The sequence below is a fragment of the Microvirga arsenatis genome (assembly GCF_009910705.1).
Classification (GTDB): domain Bacteria; phylum Pseudomonadota; class Alphaproteobacteria; order Rhizobiales; family Beijerinckiaceae; genus Microvirga; species Microvirga arsenatis.
Genome location: NZ_JAAAXJ010000003.1, coordinates 422,605 through 443,865 on the forward strand (window position 1 = coordinate 422,605; position 21,261 = coordinate 443,865).

The following is a 21,261-nucleotide window of genomic DNA, read 5'->3' on the forward strand; positions in this document are numbered from 1 at the left end:
AGAATTGCCGTGTATCCTGACCGGCGAAGATCAAGCGGCGGCTGCAATCCTGCGTCCGGTGCCGGGAGGCACGCCCGCCCGTTGAGGATGTTGATGCTCCATGGCTTATGAGGGCGACACGCCAAAGGGTTCGGCCATCGACCGTTCCGACCGTCACGGCCATATCGGATGGGTTCTGCTCCTCGCCGCTCTGCTGGTCGGCGCGACCTTGAGCCTGCGTTTCCTCGGCCTGCAGCAGGCCCAGCCGCTGATCCTCGGCCTGCTCGCCTTCTTCGCCATGGCGGGCGTGTTCTTCCTCTTTGCCATGGCGATCGGCGTGGTCCAGTTCTCCGGCCAGACCGCCCGCAACGATATCACCAAGCTGATGGCCGACACGTCCGGCGAGGGGCTGGTGGTTGTGGAGGACGATGGGCGCATCATCTATGCCAACGAGGCCTATCTCGCCCTCGCAGGCGGGGAGGGCGGCGATGTGCGTCCCGTCGAGCGCCTCTTCATGGGCGCGCCCGAGGTGTCGGAGGCGATCTATCGTCTCGCCCAGGCCGCCCGCGAGCATCGCACGGGCGCCGAGGAGATCCGCCTGTCTCCGTCGCTGAGCGGCACCCAGGAATTCGGCTGGTACCGCGTGCGCGTGCGCCCCGTGCCGCGTCCCGGCGGGCGGCAGGCCGCGCTGTGGACCATTGCGGAGGTCACCCACGAACGCGAGCGTCAGGAAAACGTCTTCCAGGAGCTGCAGCACGCCATCGACTACCTCGATCACGCGCCGGCGGGATTCCTGTCCGTCGATCCCGACGGCTCCATCATCTACCTGAACGCCACGCTCGCCTCCTGGCTCGACTACGACCTCGCCCAGGTCGGGTCCGGCGGTCTGGCGCTGTCCGACATCGTGCCCCGCGACGTGGTGTCGATGATGACCTCGTTCTCGGGCGAGCCGGGCAGCGTGCGCACGGAAACCTTCGATCTCGACCTGCGCCGCCGCAACGGCCAGTTCCTGCCGGTGCGGCTCTACCACCGCATCGCCTTCGGGCAGGATGGGCGCATGGGCGCATCGCGCACCCTGGTGCTCAACCGCTCCGCAGGCGGCGAGGTGGACGAGGGGCAGCGGGCGGCCGAGGTGCGCTTCGCCCGCTTCTTCAACAACACGCCCATCGCCATCGCCACCGTTGACCGCGCAGGCCGGATCGTGCATGCCAACGCGCCCTTCTCCAAGCTGTTCGGCTCCCTGCCGCGCACAGGAGAGCACGGAGCCGACGGCCCATCGATCCTGGAGGTCTTCCGGGAACGCGATTCCCTCGAGGCGGCCCTCAAGGCTGCGGCCGAGAACAAGGGGGACATTCCGCCCCTCGAGCTGCAGACGAGGGGCGAGAGCGGCGGCTCCGTTCGGGTCTGGGTGACGCCCGTGGGCGATACGGGCGCGGACGGGGAGACGGCGATCCTCTACGCCCTCGACACCACCGATTTCCGCAAAGTCGAAGAGCAGCTCGCCCAATCCCAGAAGATGAATGCGGTGGGCCAGCTCGCCGGCGGCGTGGCGCACGACTTCAACAACGTGCTGCAGGCCATCATCGGCTACAGCGACCTGCTGCTCGCCAATCACCGGCCCACGGACCCGTCCTTCCAGGACATCATGCAGATCAAGCAGAACGCGAACCGGGCCGCGGGCCTCGTGCGCCAGCTGCTCGCCTTCTCGCGCCGCCAGACCCTGCGGCCGGAGGTGCTCAACCTCAACGACCAGCTCTACGACCTGTCGATGCTGCTCAAGCGCCTCCTCGGCGAGCGCGTGGCGCTGGACCTCAACCACGGCCGCGACCTCTGGTTCGTGAAGGCGGACGTGAACCAGTTCGAGCAGGTGGTGGTGAACCTCGCGGTGAACGCGCGCGACGCCATGCCGAACGGCGGCAGGCTCTCCATCCGCACCGCCAACGTGTCCGCCGCCGAGGCGGGGCGCCTCGCCGTGAGCGGCATGCCGGCGGCCGACTACGTCATGGTCGAGGTCTCCGACACGGGCTCCGGCATGACCCCGGACGTGCTCGAAAAGATCTTCGAGCCGTTCTTCACCACCAAGGAGGTGGGCAAGGGCACGGGTCTGGGCCTCTCCACCGTCTTCGGCATCGTCAAGCAGTCGGGCGGCTATATCGACGTGGATTCCAGGCCCGGCGAGGGCACGACCTTCCGCATCTACCTGCCGCGGCACATTCCGGCGGTGCAGGAGACGCCCGAGGAGGCAAAGCCCGAGACGGCGAAGAAGCCCGCCGCCGACATGACGGGGCAGGGCACCATCCTGCTGGTGGAGGACGAGGATCCGGTGCGCGCCGTGAACGCCCGGGCCCTCTCCGCCCGCGGCTACACGGTGCTGGAGGCGGCCTCCGGCGTGGAGGCCCTGGACATCATCCGGGAGCGCGGCGAGCCGGTCGATCTCGTGGTCTCCGACGTGGTCATGCCGGAGATGGACGGCCCGACGCTGCTCGGCGAATTGCGCAAGCTCTACCCCGACCTCAAGGTGATCTTCGTCTCCGGCTATGCCGAGGAGGCCTTCCGCAAGAACCTTCCCGAAGGGGAGGAGTTCAACTTCCTGCCCAAGCCCTTCAGCCTGCGCCAGCTCGTCGAGACGGTGAAGCAGGCGATGGCTCGCTAACCCATTGAATTAACTTATCATTAACCCTGCGTCATCGTGCCCTGCACAGGATCTGTGAATTCCTGAAAGAGAACGAAAAAAGAACTTGTAAGGGGGAACAAAGTGAGTACATATATTCTCTCAACACCGCGTTGAGATTCACTCTTCCTCCTGCCATAAGGATGTTAGGTCATGTCACAGTCCTCCCTGCGACTGGTGGAAAGCTCATCAATGGATAAAGACAAATCGAAAGCTCTCGACGCGGCGCTCTCGCAGATCGAGCGTGCCTTCGGCAAGGGCTCAATCATGCGGCTCGGCAAGGGGCAGCAGCCGGTCGAGATCGAAACCATCTCGACAGGTTCGCTCGGCCTCGACATCGCGCTCGGCGTGGGCGGTCTGCCCCGCGGCCGCATCATCGAGATCTACGGGCCGGAATCGTCCGGCAAGACCACGCTCGCGCTGCACACCATCGCGGAGGCCCAGAAGAAGGGCGGCGTCTGCGCCTTCGTGGACGCGGAGCACGCCCTCGATCCGGTCTATGCCCGCAAGCTCGGCGTCAACCTGGACGATCTCCTGATCTCCCAGCCCGACACCGGCGAGCAGGCCCTCGAGATCGCCGACACCCTGGTCCGCTCCGGCGCGGTCGACGTGCTCGTCATCGACTCGGTGGCGGCGCTGACCCCGAAGGCCGAGCTCGACGGCGAGATGGGCGAGGTCCAGCCGGGCCTCCAGGCCCGTCTCATGAGCCAAGCCCTGCGCAAGCTCACCGGTTCGATCTCGCGCTCGAACACGATGGTGATCTTCATCAACCAGATCCGCATGAAGATCGGCGTGATGTACGGCTCCCCCGAGACGACCACGGGCGGCAACGCGCTCAAGTTCTACGCCTCCGTGCGCCTCGACATCCGCCGCGTCTCGACGCTCAAGGATCGCGACGATCCGATCGGCAACTCGGTGCGCGTGAAGGTGGTCAAGAACAAGGTCGCTCCGCCCTTCAAGCAGGTCGAGTTCGACATCATGTTCGGCGAGGGCGTGTCCAAGGTGGGCGAGCTCATCGATCTCGGCGTCAAGGCCGGCATCGTCGAGAAGTCCGGCGCCTGGTTCTCCTATGACAGCCAGCGCCTCGGTCAGGGCCGCGAGAACGCCAAGCAGTTCCTGCGCGACAACCCGGAGATCTCCGCCAAGATCGAGGGGCAGATCCGCCAGAATGCCGGCCTCCTGGCCGACCGCATCCTGGATCAGGCGACCCCGACCGCCGACGATCTGGACGAAGGTTCCGCTGAATAACGCATGGCCCGGACAAGTCGGATCCGGTGATCCGAAGGGCCATGCACAAAGAAGTTTGCTCTCCTTCAAGGGCAAAGAGAGGCCGTCGCGAGAGATCGCGGCGGTCTTTTTCATCGGGGTGGCACGGATACGGGTGCGACAGAGCCTAGAGCGGTTGGCGGTTCCACGGAATCGCCAACCGCACTGTCAGTCTTTAGTTTGTCGCCATTTCGGACGGAAAACCGGTTCCCACTTTTCCTGAAATGGCTCTATCGCAGATCCACGCGGATCCCGGCACCGATGAAGTTCGATCCGGATTCGCGCTCCGCGACGAGCCCGAAAATCCCGGAGCGGTGATGGATCCGGGGGACGAAATACACGCCCGGCAGGGAGGCGTGGGAGAACTCCGCCTCGAAGGCGAGATAGTTGAGGAAGCGGCTGCGCTCGACCCGGAAGCTGCCCTCCAGCCTCGGCCGCTCCGAGGCGTAGGAGAGACCTTCGCCGAAGGCGAGGTTGACGCTCAGGCCCCCGAAGAGCGGGATCCGGCCCGTCCGGAACATGAGCGCGATCGTGCCCTCCCAATGGCTCTGATCGCCGAAATGACGCAGGACCTGCGCCTCCAGCTCGATGCGGTTGCCGTGAAATGCGAAGTCCGTGCCCGGCAGCGGGATGGAGAAGGAGGGGACGATCACCCGCGAAAGGCCGGCACCCATGAAGTAGGCAGGTTCCGCGGCCAGGCGGCCGGTCACGGCGCGCTCGGGGATCTCCAGCAGATCGGCATTGACCCACTGGCTGCCATAGGCGGTGAGGTGCCACTCCCGCTGATGGCCTTGAGACGCAGCGGGACTGCCGAAGAGGCCAAGGCCGAGCCAGGCCGCGCCGGCAAGACTGGATGCAAGTCGAAGGCGCGATCTGCGGTTTGCCGGCCGAAAAAAGGCCGCTGAAGGAACAACCATATGAAAAACACCGGATATGATCCGAGGCCACAACGGCCGGAACCAGGTTAGCACCAGAACGGTCGGACACAACCCGCCGCCCGTTTGCGCCTTTCCGCGCCGGGCGGCACAATCCGGCCATGCTGCCCATGCTCGCCACCGAGCGCCTGCGGCTGGAGCCGGTCGCCAATGGCGATCTCGGCCGCCTGCTCGGCCTTCTGATCCGGCCCGAGATCCGGCGCTATCTGTGCGACGCCGCCGTCCTGGACCGCGCCCAGGTCGAGAGCCTGACGGGCGAGGCTGCTGCCCTGGCGCCGCGGGGGCTCGGGCTCTGGTCCATCCGAGACGAGGACGGCGCCTGGCTCGGGATCCTCGGTCTGCAGCCGGTCTCCGCGGTTGCGGCCACGGCCTGGCCTGCTTTCGCGGAGGAGGTGGAGCCCCTCGTCGCGATCGATCCGCTGGCCTGGGGGCGCGGCTATGCGACGGAGGCTGTCAGGCGGGCTGCGGCCTATGCCCGGGACGATCTCGGCCTGCATCGCCTCGTCGCCCTTGCGGACGAGCCGAACGTCCGCTCCCACAGGCTCCTGGCACGGGTGGGCTTCCAGCCTGTCGGAACGGGGCAGGGGCCGCGGCACCTGCTGCAGGCCTATTCGCTTTCCCTGCCGAAACGCCGCCTCGACAGCGCAGGCATAGGCAGCTAAAACCGGCCACCATCAGATCTTTCGGGCCCTGAAAAGCCCCATTCCTCGAGCTTGAGAACCCATGAGCGGCGCCAACGAACTACGGTCCATCAACGCGATCCGGTCGACCTTCCTCGATTACTTTGCCAAGAACGGCCATGAGGTGGTGGCCTCCAGCCCGCTCGTGCCGCGCAACGATCCGACCCTGATGTTCACGAATGCCGGCATGGTGCAGTTCAAGAACGTCTTTACGGGAGTCGAGAAGCGCCCCTACAGCACGGCCGCGACCTCGCAGAAATGCGTGCGCGCCGGCGGCAAGCACAACGATCTCGACAATGTGGGCTACACCGCGCGCCACCACACCTTCTTCGAGATGCTCGGCAACTTCTCCTTCGGCGACTACTTCAAGGAGCGCGCCATCGAGCTCGCCTGGAACCTGATCACCAAGGAGTTCGACCTGCCGAAGGACAAGCTCCTCGTCACCGTCTATCACACGGACGACGAGGCGGCGGACCTCTGGAAGAAGATCGCCGGCTTCTCGGATTCCAAGATCATCCGCATCCCGACCTCCGACAACTTCTGGCAGATGGGCGATACCGGCCCCTGCGGCCCCTGCTCGGAAATCTTCATCGACCAGGGCGACAAGCTCTGGGGCGGCCCTCCCGGCAGCCCTGAGGAGGACGGCGACCGCTTCCTCGAGTTCTGGAATCTCGTGTTCATGCAATACGAGCAGATCGAGCCCGGCAACCGCATCCCCCTGCCGAAGCCCTCCATCGACACCGGCATGGGCCTCGAGCGCATCTCGGCCATCCTGCAGGGCGTGCACTCGAATTACGACACGGACCTGTTCCGCACCCTGATCGATGCCGTGGCCCATGCCACCGGCGTGACGCCGGAAGGCGACCGCAAGGCGTCGCATCGGGTGATCGCGGACCACCTGCGCACCTCCTGCTTCCTGGTGGCCGATGGCGTGCTGCCGTCGAACGAGGGCCGCGGCTACGTCCTCCGCCGCATCATGCGCCGCGCTATGCGCCATGCGCAGCTGCTCGGCGCCAAGGAGCCGCTCATGTACCGTCTCGTGCCGGCGCTCGTGCGCGAGATGGGGCTGGCCTATCCCGAACTGATCCGCGCCGAAGCGCTGATCACCGAGACCCTGCGGCTCGAGGAGACCCGCTTCCGCAAGACCCTGGAGCGCGGGCTTGCCATCCTCGACGAGGAGACCCGGAATCTCGGCAAGGGCCAGAGCCTCTCCGGCGACACGGCCTTCACGCTCTACGACACCTACGGCTTCCCGCTGGATCTCACCCAGGATGCGCTGAAGCCCCGCGGCATCGCCGTCGACACGGAGGGCTTCAACGCCGCCATGGAGCGCCAGCGCGAGAAGGCCCGCGCGGCCTGGTCGGGCTCCGGCGAGGCGGCGACCGAGACCGTGTGGTTTGCCGTGAAGGAGCGCACCGGCGCCACCGAGTTCCTCGGCTACGACACGGAAACGGCCGAGGGCATCGTGCTCGCGCTCCTGAAAGACGGCCGGGAGGTGCAGGAGCTGAAGGCGGGCGAGAGCGGCCTCGTCGTGCTCAACCAGACCCCGTTCTACGGCGAGTCCGGCGGCCAGGTCGGCGATACCGGCACCATGCAGGGCGAGGGCGCCCGCGTGTTCGTGACCGGCACCGAGAAGAAGCTCGGCGATCTCTTCGTGCACCATGTCACCGTGGAACACGGCGCGCTGAGGCTCAACCAGTCGCTGGAGCTCGTCGTGGATCACGAGCGCCGCTCGGCGGTGCGTTCGAACCACTCGGCGACCCACCTCCTGCACGAGGCCCTGCGGCAGGTGCTCGGCGATCACGTGGCCCAGAAGGGCTCGCTCGTGGCGCCCGACCGCCTGCGTTTCGACTTCAGCCATCCCAAGCCCATCGAGGATGCGGAGCTCGCCAAGGTCGAGGAGATCGCCAATCGGGTGCTGCTCCAGAACGAGCCGGTCGTCACCAAGCTGATGGCGGTGGACGAGGCGATCGAATCCGGCGCTCGCGCGCTCTTCGGCGAAAAGTACGGCGACGAGGTTCGCGTCGTCTCCATGGGCAAGGGCGACAACAACCGGGCCTTTTCGGTCGAGCTCTGCGGCGGCACCCATGTGAACCGCACAGGCGACATCGGCGTCATCACCATCGTGGGCGAGAATGCGGTCGCGGCCGGCGTGCGCCGCATCGAGGCCATGACGGGCGACGCCGCGCGCCGCTACCTGGCCGAGGAAAGCCGCCGCCTGCGCGAAGTCGCGAGCCTTCTCAAGACGCCGGTGGACGAGGTCTCCGCGCGTCTGACGGCGCTCCTCGAGGAGCGCCGCAAGCTGGAGCGCGATCTCGCCGAGGCCCGGCGCAAGCTCGCCATGGGCGGCGGCGGTTCGAGCGGCGGGGATCCGGTCAAGGACGTCGCCGGGATCAAGCTCATGGCACGCGCGGTCACGGGCGTCGAGATGAAGGACCTCAAGAGCCTCGCCGACGAGGGCAAGAAGCGCCTCGGCTCGGGCGTCGTCGCCATCGTGGGCGTGGCCGAGGACGGCAAGGCCGGCATCGTGGTCGGCGTCACCGAAGACCTCACCTCCAAGCTCGACGCCGTCTCGCTGGTGCGGGTCGGCTCGGAGAAGCTCGGCGGCAAGGGCGGCGGCGGACGCCGCGACATGGCCCAGGCCGGCGGCCCCGACGGCGCTCAGGCGGAAGCGGCTCTCGCGGCGATCGAGGCGGCGCTGGCGGCCGCTTAAGAACACGCGTCATCCCGGACGGCGAAGGCCGATCCGGGATCGCCTGACGGTATAAGAGCGCTTAATTCTTCGTCACCCTCCAGACCGTGTTCGACAGGTCGTCGGCGACGATCAGGGCGCCGCGCGGGTCCACGGTCACCCCGACCGGCCGGCCCCGCGTCCTGCCCTCGTCGAGCAGGAAGCCGGACACGAAATCGATCGGTTCGCCGGCGGGCCTGCCGTCGCGGAACGGCACGAAGACCACCTTGTAGCCAACCGGCACGCTGCGGTTCCAGCTGCCGTGCTCGCCGACGAATACGCCGTCGGCGAAGTCCGGACCCATGGCCGGGGACGAGAAGGCCACGCCCAGCGCCGCCACGTGCGAGCCCAGGGCGTAGTCGGGCCGGATCGCCGAGGCGACCTTTGCCGGATCCTGCGGATGGGCGCGCGGGTCGACGTTCTGGCCCCAGTAGCTGAAGGGCCAGCCGTAGAAGCCGCCCTCGCGCACGGAGGTCAGGTAATCCGGGACGAGGTTGGGGCCGATCTCGTCCCGCTCGTTCACGACGGCCCAGAGCTGGCCCGTGCCCGGCTGGATGGTGAGCGCCGTGGGGTTGCGCAGGCCGGTCGCATAGGGCTTGTGCGCGCCCGTCTGGGGGTCGATCTGCCAGATCATCGCCCGGTCTTCCTCGACATCCATCCCGCGCTCGGTGATGTTGCTGTTGGATCCGATGCCCACATAGAGGAAGCGTCCGTCCGCGCTGGCCGTCATCGCCTTCGTCCAGTGGTGATTGATCACCGCGGGCAGATCCGCCACCTTCACCGGCGGCCCGCTCGCCTGGGTCTGGCCGTCGCGGTAATCGAAGCGCACCAGGGAATCCTGATTGGCCACGTAGATAGCGCCTTTGACGAAGGCGAGGCCGTAGGGCGCGTTGAGCCTGTCGGCGAAGACGCCCTGCATCTCGTAGGTGCCGTCGCCGTCTGCGTCGCGCAGCAGCGTCAGCCGATCGCCGCCCTTCACCGCGCTCTTGCCGAGGCTCTTGATGAAGCCTGCAATGATGTCCTTGGGGCGCAGCGAAGGCGCGTAGCCGCCGGACCCCTCGGCCACCAGGATGTCGCCGTTGGGGAGCGCCAGGGTCTGGCGCGGGATCTTGAGATCCGTGGCGATAGGCTGAATCTTGAAGCCCTCCGGCACCTTCGGTAGCTCGTTGCCCCATTGAGCCGGTCTCGGGATCTTCATGGAGGGCAGAAGGCCCCGCTCCGGCTCGGGAAGGTTCGGGTTCGGGCCATATTGCGGCGGCTCGGGGTCGCCGTTGCAGGCGGTGAGGGCGAGGCCAAAGGCGGCGATCAGGAGGGTCGAGCGCATCATCTCACGCCTCCGGACTGGAACCCGGAATAGCCGATCCAGGCCGCGACGAGGGCCAGGAGCGTCGTGACCGCCGACAGATAGACGGCCTCCGGCATGGTCGCCCAGGCATCCTTCGCGTGGACGAGGGCATTGACGAGGCCGAGCCCCCACATGGCGAGCAGCACGACGAAATAGAGCGCCAGCCGCCCCTTGCGGGCCGGTCCCCTGCGAAAGAGATTGACCAGCGCCCAGAGCACGGCGAAGCCACCGCCGAACAACCCGCCGGCGATGAGCCAGGACGAGAAGTTCGCCCACTGCACATGATAGGTCGACCGATAGGCGAGATCGCTGAGCAGAGCACCCGCGAACAGGGGCAATGGGAAGGCAAGAAGGATGGCGTGAAGAGGATGAAGCGGCCTCAGAGCCCCTGGGCTGGATAGGGCAACCACAGCATCTCCTCCCGTTCCTGGACCGGCCGCGCGACGTCGCGTCCGGCAAAGGTTTGCGGGGTCAATGCATCAGCGGTCACTCGGTTGCGAAAACAGTCCTCATCCGCCGGCGGCAGCCATGGGATCGTCCATGGGCCGCTCTACGGGAAAGGAACGCGGGTTGCTCCAGGCAGCGGACAGCGCGGCGGATCTTCAATCGTGATCCGGATGCTGCCGCGAGGCCATCTTCTGCAACTGTTCCGGCGAGGCGCCATCCTCCGTCCGCTCGCCGGGCAGGGTGTGCAGCTTTTCGAAGGCGGGCAGCCTGCTCTCGATGCCGTACTGGATCTCGGGGGTGACCCGGCCCGGCTCGTCGAGGCTGCCGATGGAGACCGTGATGCGGTTGCGCTCCACATAAGAAAAGGTCAGCGGCGTGCCGCAATCCCGGCAGAAGCCGCGCTCCACCGCCTCCGAACTCCTGAAGATGCCGGGCCGACCCTTGGTCCAGACCAGATCCTTTCGCGGCACGCCGGTGAGCGGCGCGAAGTAGTTGCCGAAGGCCTTCTGGCACATGCGGCAATGGCAGATGCTGGCATGGGTCGGCTCCGACATGAGCGCATAGCGCACCGCCCCGCACTGGCAGCCGCCGGTCATGACAGCGGAGCGGGTCTCTTCTGAGGGCATGATCTCCTCCCGTCTGGCTTTGCCCATTCAGCCCAAAGCCCCCACCCGGCTTGCCGCGATGGATGGTCCTAGACTATGTTCTGCTATATCGACGCTGTAGCTCCAGCGCCTTCAGAATGATCGCAGCTCCGGCAGGGCGCAAGGTGCAAGCCGGCTCACCCAGCCGATGCTGCGCCTGCCTTACGAAAGGATTGCCCGAGCCGATGTTCGGACGTTGGTTTCACAAGCGGGAGGCGTTCAATGCCTTCTGGCACGGCGCAGCCTTGAGTCCTGTTGCGGTCATGAGTTTGAACTCGTTTCTCAGCCGCGGTTTCTCCGTCGATCTCTACACTTATGGCGATGTGAAGTTCGTGCCTGCCGGCGTCAGCCGGAGGCCTGCGGAGGCCATCCTGCCGAAGGAGAGGCTCTTCGAGGCCCATGGAGGCTTCGAGCATTTTGCGGACCTGTTCCGCTATTGCCTGATCAGGAAGGTGGGTGGCTGGTGGATCGATACGGACGTGGTCTGCAACACCGATCGCGTGCCGCGCACAGACATCGCCTTTGCCTTTGCCGACCGCGCCGGCACGATCAATAACGGCCAGTTCAAATTCCCCCGCAGCCATCCTGTCATGGTGCGCGCTGCCGAGGAGGCTGCGGCGGCGGACATCTCGGCCTGGGGCGCGTCGGGTCCCGATCTGCTGACGCGGATCGTTGCCGGGGCGGGGATCGACCGGTACCGCTGGGACCAAAGCCAGCTCTACCCGATCCACTGGGCCGAGGCCGCGAAGCTTCTGCTGCCGGAATACAGGGGCGAACTCGAGGAACGGACAAGGCGCTCCGCGTTCATCCATCTCTATGCGGCCATGTTCCGCCTGCAATGCGGCTTCGATCCCAACCGCTTCCTGCCGCCGAAGGGCAGCTATCTGGAGGGGCTCTACCTGCGCTATGGGATCGGAGAGGCGGCCGATCACCTGGAGCCGGTCGACGAGGCCGCCTTGAGACAAAGGATCGTGCCGGCCGTGCAAGAGCCGTGGCTGCAGAACGTCCTCGCTCAGGAGGGGCTGCAATTCTCCTTCGCCGATGCGGCGCAGAGGCTATCCGCGGGTTAAGGCCGCCTCGTCTCGTGAGGCCCAAAAGAAAACGGCCGGAGCGAGCCCGGCCGTTTCATCTTCAGAGTTTCCCGAGCACTCGGCTCAAGCCGCCATCGCTTTTTTAAGGTTCTCGTCGATCTTGTCGAGGAAGCCGGTGGTGGAGAGCCACTTCTGTTCGGCGCCGACGAGGAGCGCGAGGTCCTTGGTCATGTAGCCGGATTCGACCGTATCGACGCAGACCTTCTCGAGGGTGGCGGCGAAGCGGGCGAGCTCCTCGTTGTTGTCGAGCTTGGCGCGGTGCGCGAGGCCGCGGGTCCAGGCGAAGATCGAGGCGATGGAGTTGGTGGAGGTCTCCTTGCCCTTCTGGTGCTCGCGGTAGTGGCGGGTCACGGTGCCGTGCGCCGCTTCCGCCTCGACGGTCTTGCCGTCCGGCGTCATCAGCACGGAGGTCATGAGGCCGAGCGAGCCGAAGCCCTGCGCCACCGTGTCGGACTGCACGTCGCCGTCGTAGTTCTTGCACGCCCACACATAGCCGCCCGACCACTTGAGGGCCGAGGCCACCATGTCGTCGATGAGGCGGTGCTCGTAGGTGAGGCCGAGGGCCTCGAACTGGGACTTGAACTCGGCGTCGTAGATCTCCTGGAAGATGTCCTTGAAGCGGCCGTCATAGGCCTTGAGGATGGTGTTCTTCGTGGAGAGATAGACCGGGAAGCGGCGGTTCAGGCCGTAATTGAACGAGGCGCGGGCGAAGTCGCGGATCGACTCGTCCAGGTTGTACATCGCCATCGCGACGCCGGCCTCGGGGAACTTGAACACCTCCTTCTCGATGACCGTGCCGTCCTCGCCCTCGAACTTGATGGTCAGGCGGCCCTTGCCGGGCACCTTGAAGTCCGTGGCGCGGTACTGGTCGCCGAAGGCGTGGCGGCCGACGATGATCGGCTGGGTCCAGCCGGGAACGAGGCGCGGAACGTTCTTGCAGATGATGGGCTCGCGGAAGATCACGCCGCCGAGGATGTTGCGGATCGTGCCGTTGGGCGACTTCCACATTTCCTTCAGGTTGAACTCCTTCACCCGGGCCTCGTCCGGCGTGATGGTGGCGCACTTCACGCCGACGCCGTACTTCTTGATGGCCTCGGCGGCCTCGACCGTGACCTTGTCGTTGGTGGCGTCGCGGTGCTCGATGCCGAGGTCGTAGTACTTCAGGTCGATGTCGAGATAGGGGTGGATCAGCTTGTCCTTGATGAACTGCCAAATGATGCGGGTCATCTCGTCGCCGTCGAGCTCGACGACCGGATTGGCAACCTTGATCTTCGCCATGATCTCACCTTGCGCTAAAGGGCTGGAACGGGCCTGCCCTGCGGCAGGCTGTTGCGGCGGCTATAGCGCGGTTATGGCCGGCGGGGAAGGTGGAAGGCGCAAAGGAATTCAGCCCTGTCCGAGCCGGCTCGGCATTTTCCGGCTCTCGGTGCAGAGCGTTGCGCTGAAGAGCGAATTGACGGTGGCGGCCTTGCTGCGCACCGTCTCCGGGACCGTGCGGCTCCTGACCAGGGCGGCCGTCGCCCTCAGGAGGGCCCTGTCGCAGATGCAGGCGCCGCGCCCGACCCGTTCGTAGCACAGGTCATGGGCCCGGCAGGCGGAATCGAGCGCATCGACGGGAGAGGCCCGGTTGAGGTCCCCGGCTCCGCACCAGTTTCCATGGAAGAGGGACGGAGCCGGTCCCGAAGGGGCTGCCAGGGCTGGACCGAGGCCGGCCACGATCAGAAACAGGCCAAAGGACAGGGCACGCAGCCGGGACACTCGCTCCTCCGAAGCCGCTCACGGAACGTGACGCTATGACATCAAGATTGCAGGAAATAAGAGAAAGGGCTGGGTCAAGGTTCCCCTGAAGGGAAAAAGCGCCGCGCCGCGTGTGCTGCCGCACGGAAAGCCAAGCTTATCCGTTGTTCAGATCGCTCCCGTTCCAGCGGCTTCCGTACAGGAAACCTGATGCCAGCAGCGTCAGGCTGCTCCTCCGGCGCCGCTGGAATCTTGTTCAACACAAAGGGGAGCTGACATGCGTCTTGCCTTCATTCTCGGAGCGACGGCCTTGGTTCTGGCGGGCTGCCAGACGGCCGAGCAATCCATGGCCAATGCGGAATCCGTGTGCATGGAATCGGGCCTCAAGCCCGGCACGAAGAACTACGAGCGTTGCCGCAACGCCAATTACCGCAACAACGTGGCCCAGTCGAACGCGGCGGCCAACCAGGTTGCCGTCGGCACGGCGGTCGGCGTCGTCGGCGGCGCGGCCCTCGGCGTGGCCGCGGCCCGTCCGCACTACTATTGCGGCTGGGGCTGCTGGTAGCGCGAAGTCGGGCATCCTCCAGCGATGCCGGAGCCTCCTCGGACCCTCGGGGAGGCTTCCGCCGTCTTCAGCGGGTGCGGCTCCGCCAAAGCATCCCTGCGGCAAGCCTAGTCGACGGGATGGGTTTGGCTGTATGGGAGCGCCATCGCTCACCGATCTCCTCATCGACCCGACCGCCATGACCCGCCCGATCATCATCCTCGTGGAACCGCAGCTCGCCGAGAATATCGGCATGGTGGCCCGCGCCATGGCCAATTTCGGGCTCTCGGAACTGCGCCTCGTGTCGCCGCGCAACGGCTGGCCCAAGAAGGGCGCCCATTCGGCGGCGTCCGGCGCGACCCATGTGCTGGACGGCGCGAAGCTCTACGACAGCGTCCGCGAGGCCATTGCCGACCTCAACTTCGTCTTCGCCACCACGGCCCGCGAGCGCGGGCAGATGAAGCGGGTCTATGCGCCGGAGCCTGCCATGAGGGAGGCGCAGCAGCGGCTCGCGGCGGGACAGGGGATCGGCATCCTGTTCGGGCGCGAGCGCACGGGGCTCGAGAACGACGAGGTGTCCCTGGCGGATGCCATCATTACTTTCCCGGTCGACCCGAAGTTCTCCTCGCTGAACCTGGCGCAGGCCGTCCTTCTGGTCTCCTACGAGTGGTACAAGCTCGCCACCGGGGGCGCGCTGCCCTTCGACGGCGGGCCGCAATCGCCGCCTGCGCCCCGCGAGATGGTGCTGTCGTTCTTCGACTTCATCGAGGGCGAGCTCGATGCGGTGGGCTTCTACCCGGAGGACAAGCGGCCGACCATGACCCGCAACATGCGGGACATCTTCTACCGCCTCAGCATGACCGAGCAGGAGGTGCGCACCCTGCGCGGGGCGATTCGTGCCCTTGCGGAAGGGCGCAGGTTGAGAAAACCTTAAGCAAATCGTGGCTTTATAACGCTCGGGCCCTATCTGCCCGATTGTTCAGAGTTCGAGACGACGATGCGCCGGTTCCTGCTGCCTGTCCTGCTCCTGGGTGCCACGCTTGCCGCTCCGCCGGCCCGCGCGGCCACGCCGCCCCAGCAGCCCGAGCAGGGACCCGGCGGACGGGACTATCCCTCCGCGGACGTCGTCAAGCGGGCGGTCGGCACCGCCAGCGCCGGCACCTTCGTCTTCCACGGCAACGATACCCCTGCGAGGCCCCGTCCGGTCGTGGTCTTCCTCCATTCCTGGGGCGCGGTGAACCCGGGGCTCTACGGCGGCTGGATCGATCACCTCGCCCGCAAGGGGAACCTCGTGCTCTTCCCCCGCTTCCAGGAGGTGAACCGCTCCCGGCCCGCGGATGCCTCCAATCTGGCCGAGACCCTGATCGAGAGCGCCCTGGCGGCCCTGGCGGACGATCCGAAGGCGCGGCCCGACAGGGGGCGGGTCGCCTTCATCGGCCATTCCGCCGGCGTCCCGCTTGCGCTCAACCTCGCGGCCGGCGCTGCCTCGGGCAAGGTTCCGGCGCCGAAGCTCGTCTTCGGGCTGATGGCCGGCGGCATCGCCTCGAACGAGAAGGAGCGCGGCATCCTCCTGCGGGACCTCTCGGCGGTGGATCCGGGAACCCTGATCATCACCATGAGCGGCGACCGGGACTACCTGCCCGCCGACCGGGCGTCCCGGCTGCTCCTGCAGCAGGCGAGCGCCGTTCCGGCCACCCGCAAGCTCTTCATGCGCGCCTCCTCCGACGATCACGGCTTCCCGGCGCTCACCGCAACGCTCGCGTCCCCCGGATCGGTCAAGGCGGATTACGATGCCGCCGCCATCAAGCTGCCGCCCGACCCGCCCCGCGACCCGAAGCAGAAGAACACCTGGCGCTGGAGCGCCGACATGGCGCTCTCCGGGCCGCAGACCATCCTAACCCAGCAGCTCGGCACCAACGTCACCGATGCCCTCGACTATCTCGCCTATTGGAAGACCTTCGACATCGCCGCCGAGGCGGCCTTTGCCGGCAGGGATGCCGCCGCGCTCCTGCGCGATCCCAAGTTCGTCGACATGGGCACCTGGAGCGACGGCTGGCCGGTGAAGCGCCTCTCCGCGCAGATGCCGAAGGTCGAGGGGCAGGAGAAGAAGGACGAGCCCGGACCCCGCCGCCGGCTCAACATGGCGCCCGCGGAAAACCGGCAGGGATTGTCCGACTTCATCGACAGGCTGCGTTCGTAAGGTTGTGTCATGCGTGCTGATCTTCTGGCCGGGGCGACCTATAATCCGGCGGTCATGCCTTCTCCCGTTCCCACCATCCTCGTCTTCGATTCAGGCCTCGGCGGACTCACCGTGTTCTCCGAGATCCTGAAGGCGCGCCCCGACGCGCGCTATGTCTACGCGGCGGACGATGCGGCCTTTCCCTACGGGCGCCTGAGCGAGGCGGTGCTGGCCGAGCGAGTGATCGCCGTCATGGAGCGGCTGATCGGCACTCACGACCCGGACCTCGTGGTGGTGGCCTGCAACACCGCCTCGACCGTCGTGCTGCCGCACCTGCGCGCACGCTTCTCCATTCCCTTCGTGGGCACCGTGCCGGCGATCAAGCCGGCCGCGCAGACGACGCGGACCGGCTACGTCACCGTTCTGGCCACCCCCGGCACGGTGGCGCGGGACTACACCCGCGATCTCGTCGAGACCTACGCGGCGGGCTGCCGGGTCAACCTCGTGGGCTCCCGCCGTCTTGCGGGCATCGCGGAGGCGGAGATGGCCGGAGAACCCGTACCGGATGCGGAGCTGATCGCCGAGCTTCGGCCCTGCTTCGTCGCGGACGAGGGCGGGCGGACCGACGTGGTGGCGCTCGCCTGCACGCATTACCCGCTGCTCCTGCCGCGCCTGCAGGCCCTGGCGCCCTGGCCGGTCGCCTGGATCGACCCGGCCCCGGCCATCGCCCGACGCGTGACGCAGCTCATCGGACCTCCGGTGCCCGGCCACGAGGCGGACGAGAACGAGGCCATGGCCGTGTTCACCAGCGGCGCCGGGATCGGCCCGGCCCTGCGCGGCGCCCTGCTGGACAAGGGCCTGCCGGTGGTGGCCGTCGAGGAGATGCCGCTGTCGTACGGCTAGGTTTTTTCCAATACTGGCTATGGTTTGACGAGCTCTACGTGCAGGCCTTTCAGTCTCTGAGGAATTTTCGCACGCGCTTTCCAACTACCAAATTGTAGCCTATGAGCTACAGATCGAAGTTAGGAAAACAGACGAGTTCAGAAAATGGATGCGGGCCTTCGGGACACCGTGGCCAAGGCTAAGATCGCATCCCGCATTCGGCGGTTGGCGTTCGGCAATCCTGGCGATGTGAAACCGGTAGGGCAGGGCGTCAGCGAAATGCGCATCGACCACGGCCCGGGCTGTCGCGTTGGCTGGGGAAGTTTAGAGCTAAAGCCCATGGCCTTGGACACAAATCCATTCGACCCGGCGGAGTACCTTGAGGACAAGGAGGCTCTCGCCGCTTATCTCACGGAAGCATTCCAGACTGGCGACGCAGCCTTCATCAGTGATTCCCTTGGGGTTGTCGCGCGTGCCATTGGCATGTCGGCGATCGGCAGGAAGACAGGACTTTCGCGCGAGAGCCTCTACCGCTCATTGAGCCCGGAGGGAAACCCCGAGTTCAGCACCGTGCTTAAGGTGCTCGAGGCGCTCGGTATGGAGATCAAGGCCGTTCCTGCGAAGGAGAAGCACAACGAAGCGGCATAGCTGCTGACGGGGTGCGGAGGTCAATTGACTTTCCCGCCCTTTCCGCCTATAGCCCTCCCGGTCGCGCGGTCCTCACGGGCCGCGTAACTTTTTACGCACCCGTGGCCCGGCTCCGGCCGGCCTGTCGTCCCCTCGGGGAAGAGGAAGGGCGCGTTCCTCGCAAATTCGACAACCAAGAGGAACAGCGATGTCGAAGCGCATTCAGGCCAAGCACAAGCTTGACCGCCGCATGGGCCAGAATATCTGGGGCCGCCCGAAGAGCCCCGTGAACCGCCGCGAATACGGCCCCGGCCAGCACGGCCAGCGCCGCAAGGGCAAGCTCTCCGACTTCGGCACGCAGCTGCGCGCCAAGCAGAAGCTGAAGGGCTACTACGCCAACATCACCGAGAAGCAGTTCCGCCGCTACTACGCGGAGGCGATCCGCCAGAAGGGCGACTCCGGTGAGAACCTGGTCGGCCTGCTCGAGCGCCGTCTCGACGCGGTCGTGTACCGTGCCAAGTTCGTGCCGACCCCCTTCGCCGCCCGCCAGTTCGTCAACCACGGGCACGTGAAGGTCAACGGCCGCCGCGTCAACATCCCGAGCTATCTCGTGAAGGCCGGCGACGTGATCGAGGTGCGCGAGAAGTCGAAGCAGCTCGAGATCGTGGTCGTTGCGAGCCAGCTCGCCGAGCGCGACGTTCCGGACTACATCGAGGTCGATCACTCCAAGATGACGGCCCGCCTGACCCGGATCCCGACCCTCTCCGAGGTTCCTTATCCGGTTCAGATGGAACCGAACCTCGTGGTCGAGTTCTACTCGCGCTAAAGCCGCCACAAGAGTTCAAACGAAAAGGCCGCCCCATGGGGCGGCCTTTTTGCTGTGGGGTCATGGCCGGGCGGGCGGACGGTGCCCTCCGTGACCCGGCCCGCCATGCTCCATCATGCCCATGCGGCCATGGTCGCGACCATGGCCGCGGCGCCCGCCGCGCTCGTGCCAGCGCGGGCCGTCCTGGTCGACGGCCTCGCGCAGCAGGCGGGGCGCGATCCGCTTCTGGTCTTCGGTCAGGGTGTCCCAGAGAGGGCGCATGGCCGTCGTGACGGCGGCCGAGCGCTGGGCCCGCTCCGTCATCATGGCGCTGCGGCGCTCGAGGCGCTGCATGAAATCCATGGACTGGCGCTGCTCGCGGTCGGGGCGCTGCTCCATGCGGGCGAAGAGCCCGCTGGCGGCCGTGCGGATGGCGCTCTCCACCGGTCCCCAGAGCCGCTCCTGGTCGGTCGAGAGCTTGAGCCCGGCCTTGATCGAGGCGATGCGGGCATCCACGAGCCGGTTGAAATCCTCCTGGCTCAGGCCGCGCCGGGGGGAGGGCTGCGCCTGATCCTGAGCGGCGGGCGAAGGCGTCTGCGGTGCGGGGCTCTGCTGCGCGACGGCCGCGGTTCCGGTTCCGGCCAGCAGCGCTGCGAGGGTGAGAGTGGCGAGGGTCTTCATGCGGATCTCCTCCGTGATGGCGGTAAGGACAGGATTGCTCCGATCCTGCTCTCCCGGAGGTGACTGCCGCATGAACTTTTCGTCATGTGGAGAGGGCCGGCGCCGGCCTCAGAGCCGCTTCAGGAATCCGGCGAAGCGCATCAGCCCCTCGGGCCATGGGCCATGGCCGCTCTCGGCGTTGAGATGGCCCGAATCCCCCGCATCCACGATGGCCGAGCCCCAGGCATAGGCGATGTCCTCCGCCTTGGCGTAGTCGCAATGCGGATCGGTCCGGCTGGCGATCAGAACCGACGGGAAGGGCAGGGGATCGCGCGGGATCGGGGCGAAGGCGCGGTCGATGGCGGGGATGAAGTCCGGACGCTCCACGTCCGGCAGGCTGACCAGGAAGGCGCCCTGGACCTTGCCCCTGGGCAGGAGCGGGGCGGCATGGGCGATGGCGAGCACGCCGAGGCTGTGACCGACGAGCACGACCGGCTTGTCGGCCCGCTTCACGTCCTCGAGGATCCGCCCGACCCAGGCGTCCCTGCTGGGTGCGTCCCAGCTCTCCTGCTCGACCCGCCGCGCGGACGAGAGCTGGCGCTCCCATCGGCTCTGCCAATGGTCCTCGCCCGAATTCGTGTAGCCTGGAACGATGAGGATGCTGCAATCGGAGGTTTTCATGCCCCGGAGATAAAGGCCCTCGGGGGAGCCTTCAAGCGCTTCTCCTGAACTCCATGGCCTCCGTCTCCTTCAGGGCGGCCTCCCGCTCGGCGATGTAGTCGCGGGTGATCGGCACCACGTCGTTGCGCCGGGCGAGCTGCAGCTGGAACACCACCGCGTCCTGCCAGCGGAAGGCGGATTCCGACAGGGCAAGGTAGCATTCCCACATCCGGCAGAAGCGCTCGTCGTAGAGCTTCAGGACCTCCTCGCGGTGAGCCAGGAAGCGCTCGCGCCAGGCCTGCAGGGTATAGGCGTAGTGCAGGCGCAGAACCTCGATGTCGGTGACGATCAGCCCCGCCCGTTCGATGGCCGGCATCATCTCCGACAGAACGGGCAGGTGGCCGCCGGGGAAGATGTACTTGGTGATCCAGGGATTGGTCGGGTAGGGCGCACCCGAGCGCCCGATGGTGTGCAGGAGCATGACCCCGTCCTCCTTCAGGAGGCGGCGGCAGGCCTGGAAGTAATCGTCGTAGGAGGGCAGGCCCACATGCTCGAACATGCCCACCGAGACGATGCGGTCGAAGCTCCCGGAGATGTGCCGGTAGTCCTCCAGGTCGAAGCGGACCCGGTCCATGACCCCAGCGGCGGCGGCCCGCCGGCGCGAGACGTCGAGCTGCTCCTCGGAGAGGGTGATCCCCTTGACGGAGCCGGCCCCCGCTGCCTGGGCGAGGTAGAGGCCCATGCCGCCCCAGCCGGAGCCGATGTCGAGCACGCTGTGCCCGCGGTCCACCAGCAGCTTGGCCGCGATGTGCCGCTTCTTGGCGGCTTGAGCCTCCTCGAGACTGGCGTCGGGACGGTCGAAATAGGCGCAGGAATACTGGCGGTCGCTGTCCAGGAAGAGGGCGTAGAGCCGCCCGTCGAGATCGTAGTGATGGGCGACGTTGCGCTTGGCCCTCGTCGCATCGTTCTCCGCCCGGCGGATCATCCAGGAGCGGATCTTGCGCAGGCGCGACAGGGGAAGCTCGTCGAGTTCGCCGCGGGTGTCCTGAAGCAGGAGCTGGAGCAGGTCGAGAAACGTGCCCTGCTCGACGACGAGGCGCCCATCCGTGAACAGCTCGCCGAGCTTCAGCTCCGGATGGAGGCAGAGGGCCATCTGGGCCGCGGCGTCCGTGAAGCGGATCGAGACCCGGGGCTCGCCTCCGTCCCCGAAGGTGAAGCGCTCGCCCCCGGCGGTGACCATGTCCAGGCTGCCCCGCCTGACCGCGCGCTCGAAGGCTGTTTTGAGAATGGTCTCCGACAGCATGGCGGCAATTCCCGCGCCGTTGATCGCTCCGCACGGGAATTCTTGCTTATTTCGGAAACTATTGCCAGCCCCTCG

Annotated in this window: 20 protein-coding genes; 11 read left to right on the forward strand and 9 right to left on the reverse strand. The window is 66.7% G+C overall.

Going from position 1 to position 21,261, the window contains the following annotated elements:
* Nucleotides 1–100: 100 nt before the first annotated feature.
* Both cckA and recA read left to right on the forward strand, forming a co-directional pair.
* Entirely contained in the window at nucleotides 101–2,632 is a 2,532-nt protein-coding gene (gene cckA / locus GR303_RS08095) for a cell cycle histidine kinase CckA (protein WP_161722446.1), read from the forward strand.
* Between the two features lie 171 nt (nucleotides 2,633–2,803).
* Nucleotides 2,804–3,898 (forward strand): recombinase RecA, encoded by a 1,095-nt coding sequence (recA, locus tag GR303_RS08100; RefSeq protein ID WP_161722445.1) that lies wholly within the window; start codon nucleotides 2,804–2,806, stop codon nucleotides 3,896–3,898.
* Nucleotides 3,899–4,146: 248 nt separating this feature from the next.
* On the opposite strand, the gene GR303_RS08105 is transcribed toward recA, so the two are convergent.
* The gene (locus GR303_RS08105) at nucleotides 4,147–4,833 is read right to left on the reverse strand and encodes a hypothetical protein (RefSeq protein ID WP_161722444.1); all 687 of its coding nucleotides are present in this window, start codon (nucleotides 4,831–4,833) and stop codon (nucleotides 4,147–4,149) included.
* Between the two features lie 119 nt (nucleotides 4,834–4,952).
* Here GR303_RS08105 and GR303_RS08110 point away from each other — a divergent pair, with 119 nt between their 5' ends.
* Nucleotides 4,953–5,513 carry a GNAT family N-acetyltransferase gene (locus GR303_RS08110; protein WP_161722443.1) on the forward strand — a complete coding sequence of 187 codons (561 nt, stop codon included), beginning with the start codon at nucleotides 4,953–4,955 and terminating at the stop codon, nucleotides 5,511–5,513.
* A 61-nt stretch (nucleotides 5,514–5,574) separates the two neighbouring features.
* Entirely contained in the window at nucleotides 5,575–8,244 is a 2,670-nt protein-coding gene (alaS, locus tag GR303_RS08115; RefSeq protein WP_161722442.1) for an alanine--tRNA ligase, read from the forward strand.
* Between the two features lie 61 nt (nucleotides 8,245–8,305).
* On the opposite strand, the gene GR303_RS08120 is transcribed toward alaS, so the two are convergent.
* The 3 genes from GR303_RS08120 to GR303_RS08130 all read right to left on the reverse strand — a co-directional run bounded on the left by GR303_RS08120 (nucleotide 8,306) and on the right by GR303_RS08130 (nucleotide 10,680).
* Nucleotides 8,306–9,589: a PQQ-dependent sugar dehydrogenase gene (locus GR303_RS08120; RefSeq protein ID WP_201751949.1), complete on the reverse strand. Its 1,284-nt coding sequence runs from the start codon at nucleotides 9,587–9,589 to the stop codon at nucleotides 8,306–8,308.
* Complete coding sequence (locus tag GR303_RS08125; RefSeq protein ID WP_161722441.1) at nucleotides 9,586–10,017, reverse strand: DUF2231 domain-containing protein; 432 nt, start codon at nucleotides 10,015–10,017, stop codon at nucleotides 9,586–9,588. Before GR303_RS08125 ends, GR303_RS08120 begins: the two co-directional genes overlap by 4 nt.
* 192 nt (nucleotides 10,018–10,209) lie before the next feature.
* Nucleotides 10,210–10,680 (reverse strand): GFA family protein, encoded by a 471-nt coding sequence (locus tag GR303_RS08130; RefSeq protein ID WP_161722440.1) that lies wholly within the window; start codon nucleotides 10,678–10,680, stop codon nucleotides 10,210–10,212.
* A 203-nt stretch (nucleotides 10,681–10,883) separates the two neighbouring features.
* Here GR303_RS08130 and GR303_RS08135 point away from each other — a divergent pair, with 203 nt between their 5' ends.
* Nucleotides 10,884–11,768 carry a glycosyltransferase family 32 protein gene (locus GR303_RS08135; RefSeq protein ID WP_161722439.1) on the forward strand — a complete coding sequence of 295 codons (885 nt, stop codon included), beginning with the start codon at nucleotides 10,884–10,886 and terminating at the stop codon, nucleotides 11,766–11,768.
* A gap of 84 nt (nucleotides 11,769–11,852) precedes the next feature.
* On the opposite strand, the gene GR303_RS08140 is transcribed toward GR303_RS08135, so the two are convergent.
* Nucleotides 11,853–13,067 carry an NADP-dependent isocitrate dehydrogenase gene (locus GR303_RS08140; RefSeq protein ID WP_161722438.1) on the reverse strand — a complete coding sequence of 405 codons (1,215 nt, stop codon included), beginning with the start codon at nucleotides 13,065–13,067 and terminating at the stop codon, nucleotides 11,853–11,855.
* A gap of 108 nt (nucleotides 13,068–13,175) precedes the next feature.
* Nucleotides 13,176–13,547, reverse strand: coding sequence for a phospholipase A2 family protein (locus GR303_RS08145; RefSeq protein WP_161722437.1), 372 nt, complete (start codon nucleotides 13,545–13,547; stop codon nucleotides 13,176–13,178).
* A gap of 256 nt (nucleotides 13,548–13,803) precedes the next feature.
* Between GR303_RS08145 and GR303_RS08150 the strand changes: the two genes are divergently transcribed.
* From GR303_RS08150 to rpsD, 6 genes are all read left to right on the forward strand, one after another.
* Nucleotides 13,804–14,091: a hypothetical protein gene (locus tag GR303_RS08150; RefSeq protein ID WP_161722436.1), complete on the forward strand. Its 288-nt coding sequence runs from the start codon at nucleotides 13,804–13,806 to the stop codon at nucleotides 14,089–14,091.
* Nucleotides 14,092–14,269: 178 nt separating this feature from the next.
* On the forward strand, nucleotides 14,270–15,004 hold the full coding sequence (locus GR303_RS08155) for an RNA methyltransferase (RefSeq protein WP_161722616.1): 735 nt from the start codon (nucleotides 14,270–14,272) through the stop codon (nucleotides 15,002–15,004).
* Nucleotides 15,005–15,067: 63 nt separating this feature from the next.
* Nucleotides 15,068–16,270 (forward strand): dienelactone hydrolase family protein, encoded by a 1,203-nt coding sequence (locus GR303_RS08160; RefSeq protein ID WP_201751950.1) that lies wholly within the window; start codon nucleotides 15,068–15,070, stop codon nucleotides 16,268–16,270.
* A 9-nt stretch (nucleotides 16,271–16,279) separates the two neighbouring features.
* Nucleotides 16,280–17,152 carry a glutamate racemase gene (murI, locus tag GR303_RS08165; RefSeq protein WP_161722435.1) on the forward strand — a complete coding sequence of 291 codons (873 nt, stop codon included), beginning with the start codon at nucleotides 16,280–16,282 and terminating at the stop codon, nucleotides 17,150–17,152.
* A gap of 144 nt (nucleotides 17,153–17,296) precedes the next feature.
* Entirely contained in the window at nucleotides 17,297–17,779 is a 483-nt protein-coding gene (locus tag GR303_RS25295; protein WP_343038417.1) for an addiction module antidote protein, read from the forward strand.
* A 187-nt stretch (nucleotides 17,780–17,966) separates the two neighbouring features.
* Nucleotides 17,967–18,584 carry a 30S ribosomal protein S4 gene (gene rpsD, locus GR303_RS08175; RefSeq protein WP_161722434.1) on the forward strand — a complete coding sequence of 206 codons (618 nt, stop codon included), beginning with the start codon at nucleotides 17,967–17,969 and terminating at the stop codon, nucleotides 18,582–18,584.
* A 60-nt stretch (nucleotides 18,585–18,644) separates the two neighbouring features.
* Here the strand turns inward: rpsD and GR303_RS08180 are convergent, their stop codons facing one another.
* Genes GR303_RS08180 through GR303_RS08190 form a run of 3 tightly spaced genes read right to left on the reverse strand, consistent with a single transcriptional unit; the run spans nucleotide 18,645 to nucleotide 21,186 of the window.
* The gene (locus tag GR303_RS08180) at nucleotides 18,645–19,316 is read right to left on the reverse strand and encodes a Spy/CpxP family protein refolding chaperone (protein ID WP_161722433.1); all 672 of its coding nucleotides are present in this window, start codon (nucleotides 19,314–19,316) and stop codon (nucleotides 18,645–18,647) included.
* 36 nt (nucleotides 19,317–19,352) lie between these two features.
* A complete protein-coding gene (locus tag GR303_RS08185) occupies nucleotides 19,353–19,904 on the reverse strand; it encodes an RBBP9/YdeN family alpha/beta hydrolase (RefSeq protein ID WP_161722432.1) in 552 nt (183 codons plus the stop codon).
* A 31-nt stretch (nucleotides 19,905–19,935) separates the two neighbouring features.
* Nucleotides 19,936–21,186: an SAM-dependent methyltransferase gene (locus tag GR303_RS08190; RefSeq protein ID WP_161722431.1), complete on the reverse strand. Its 1,251-nt coding sequence runs from the start codon at nucleotides 21,184–21,186 to the stop codon at nucleotides 19,936–19,938.
* Nucleotides 21,187–21,261: the final 75 nt, after the last annotated feature.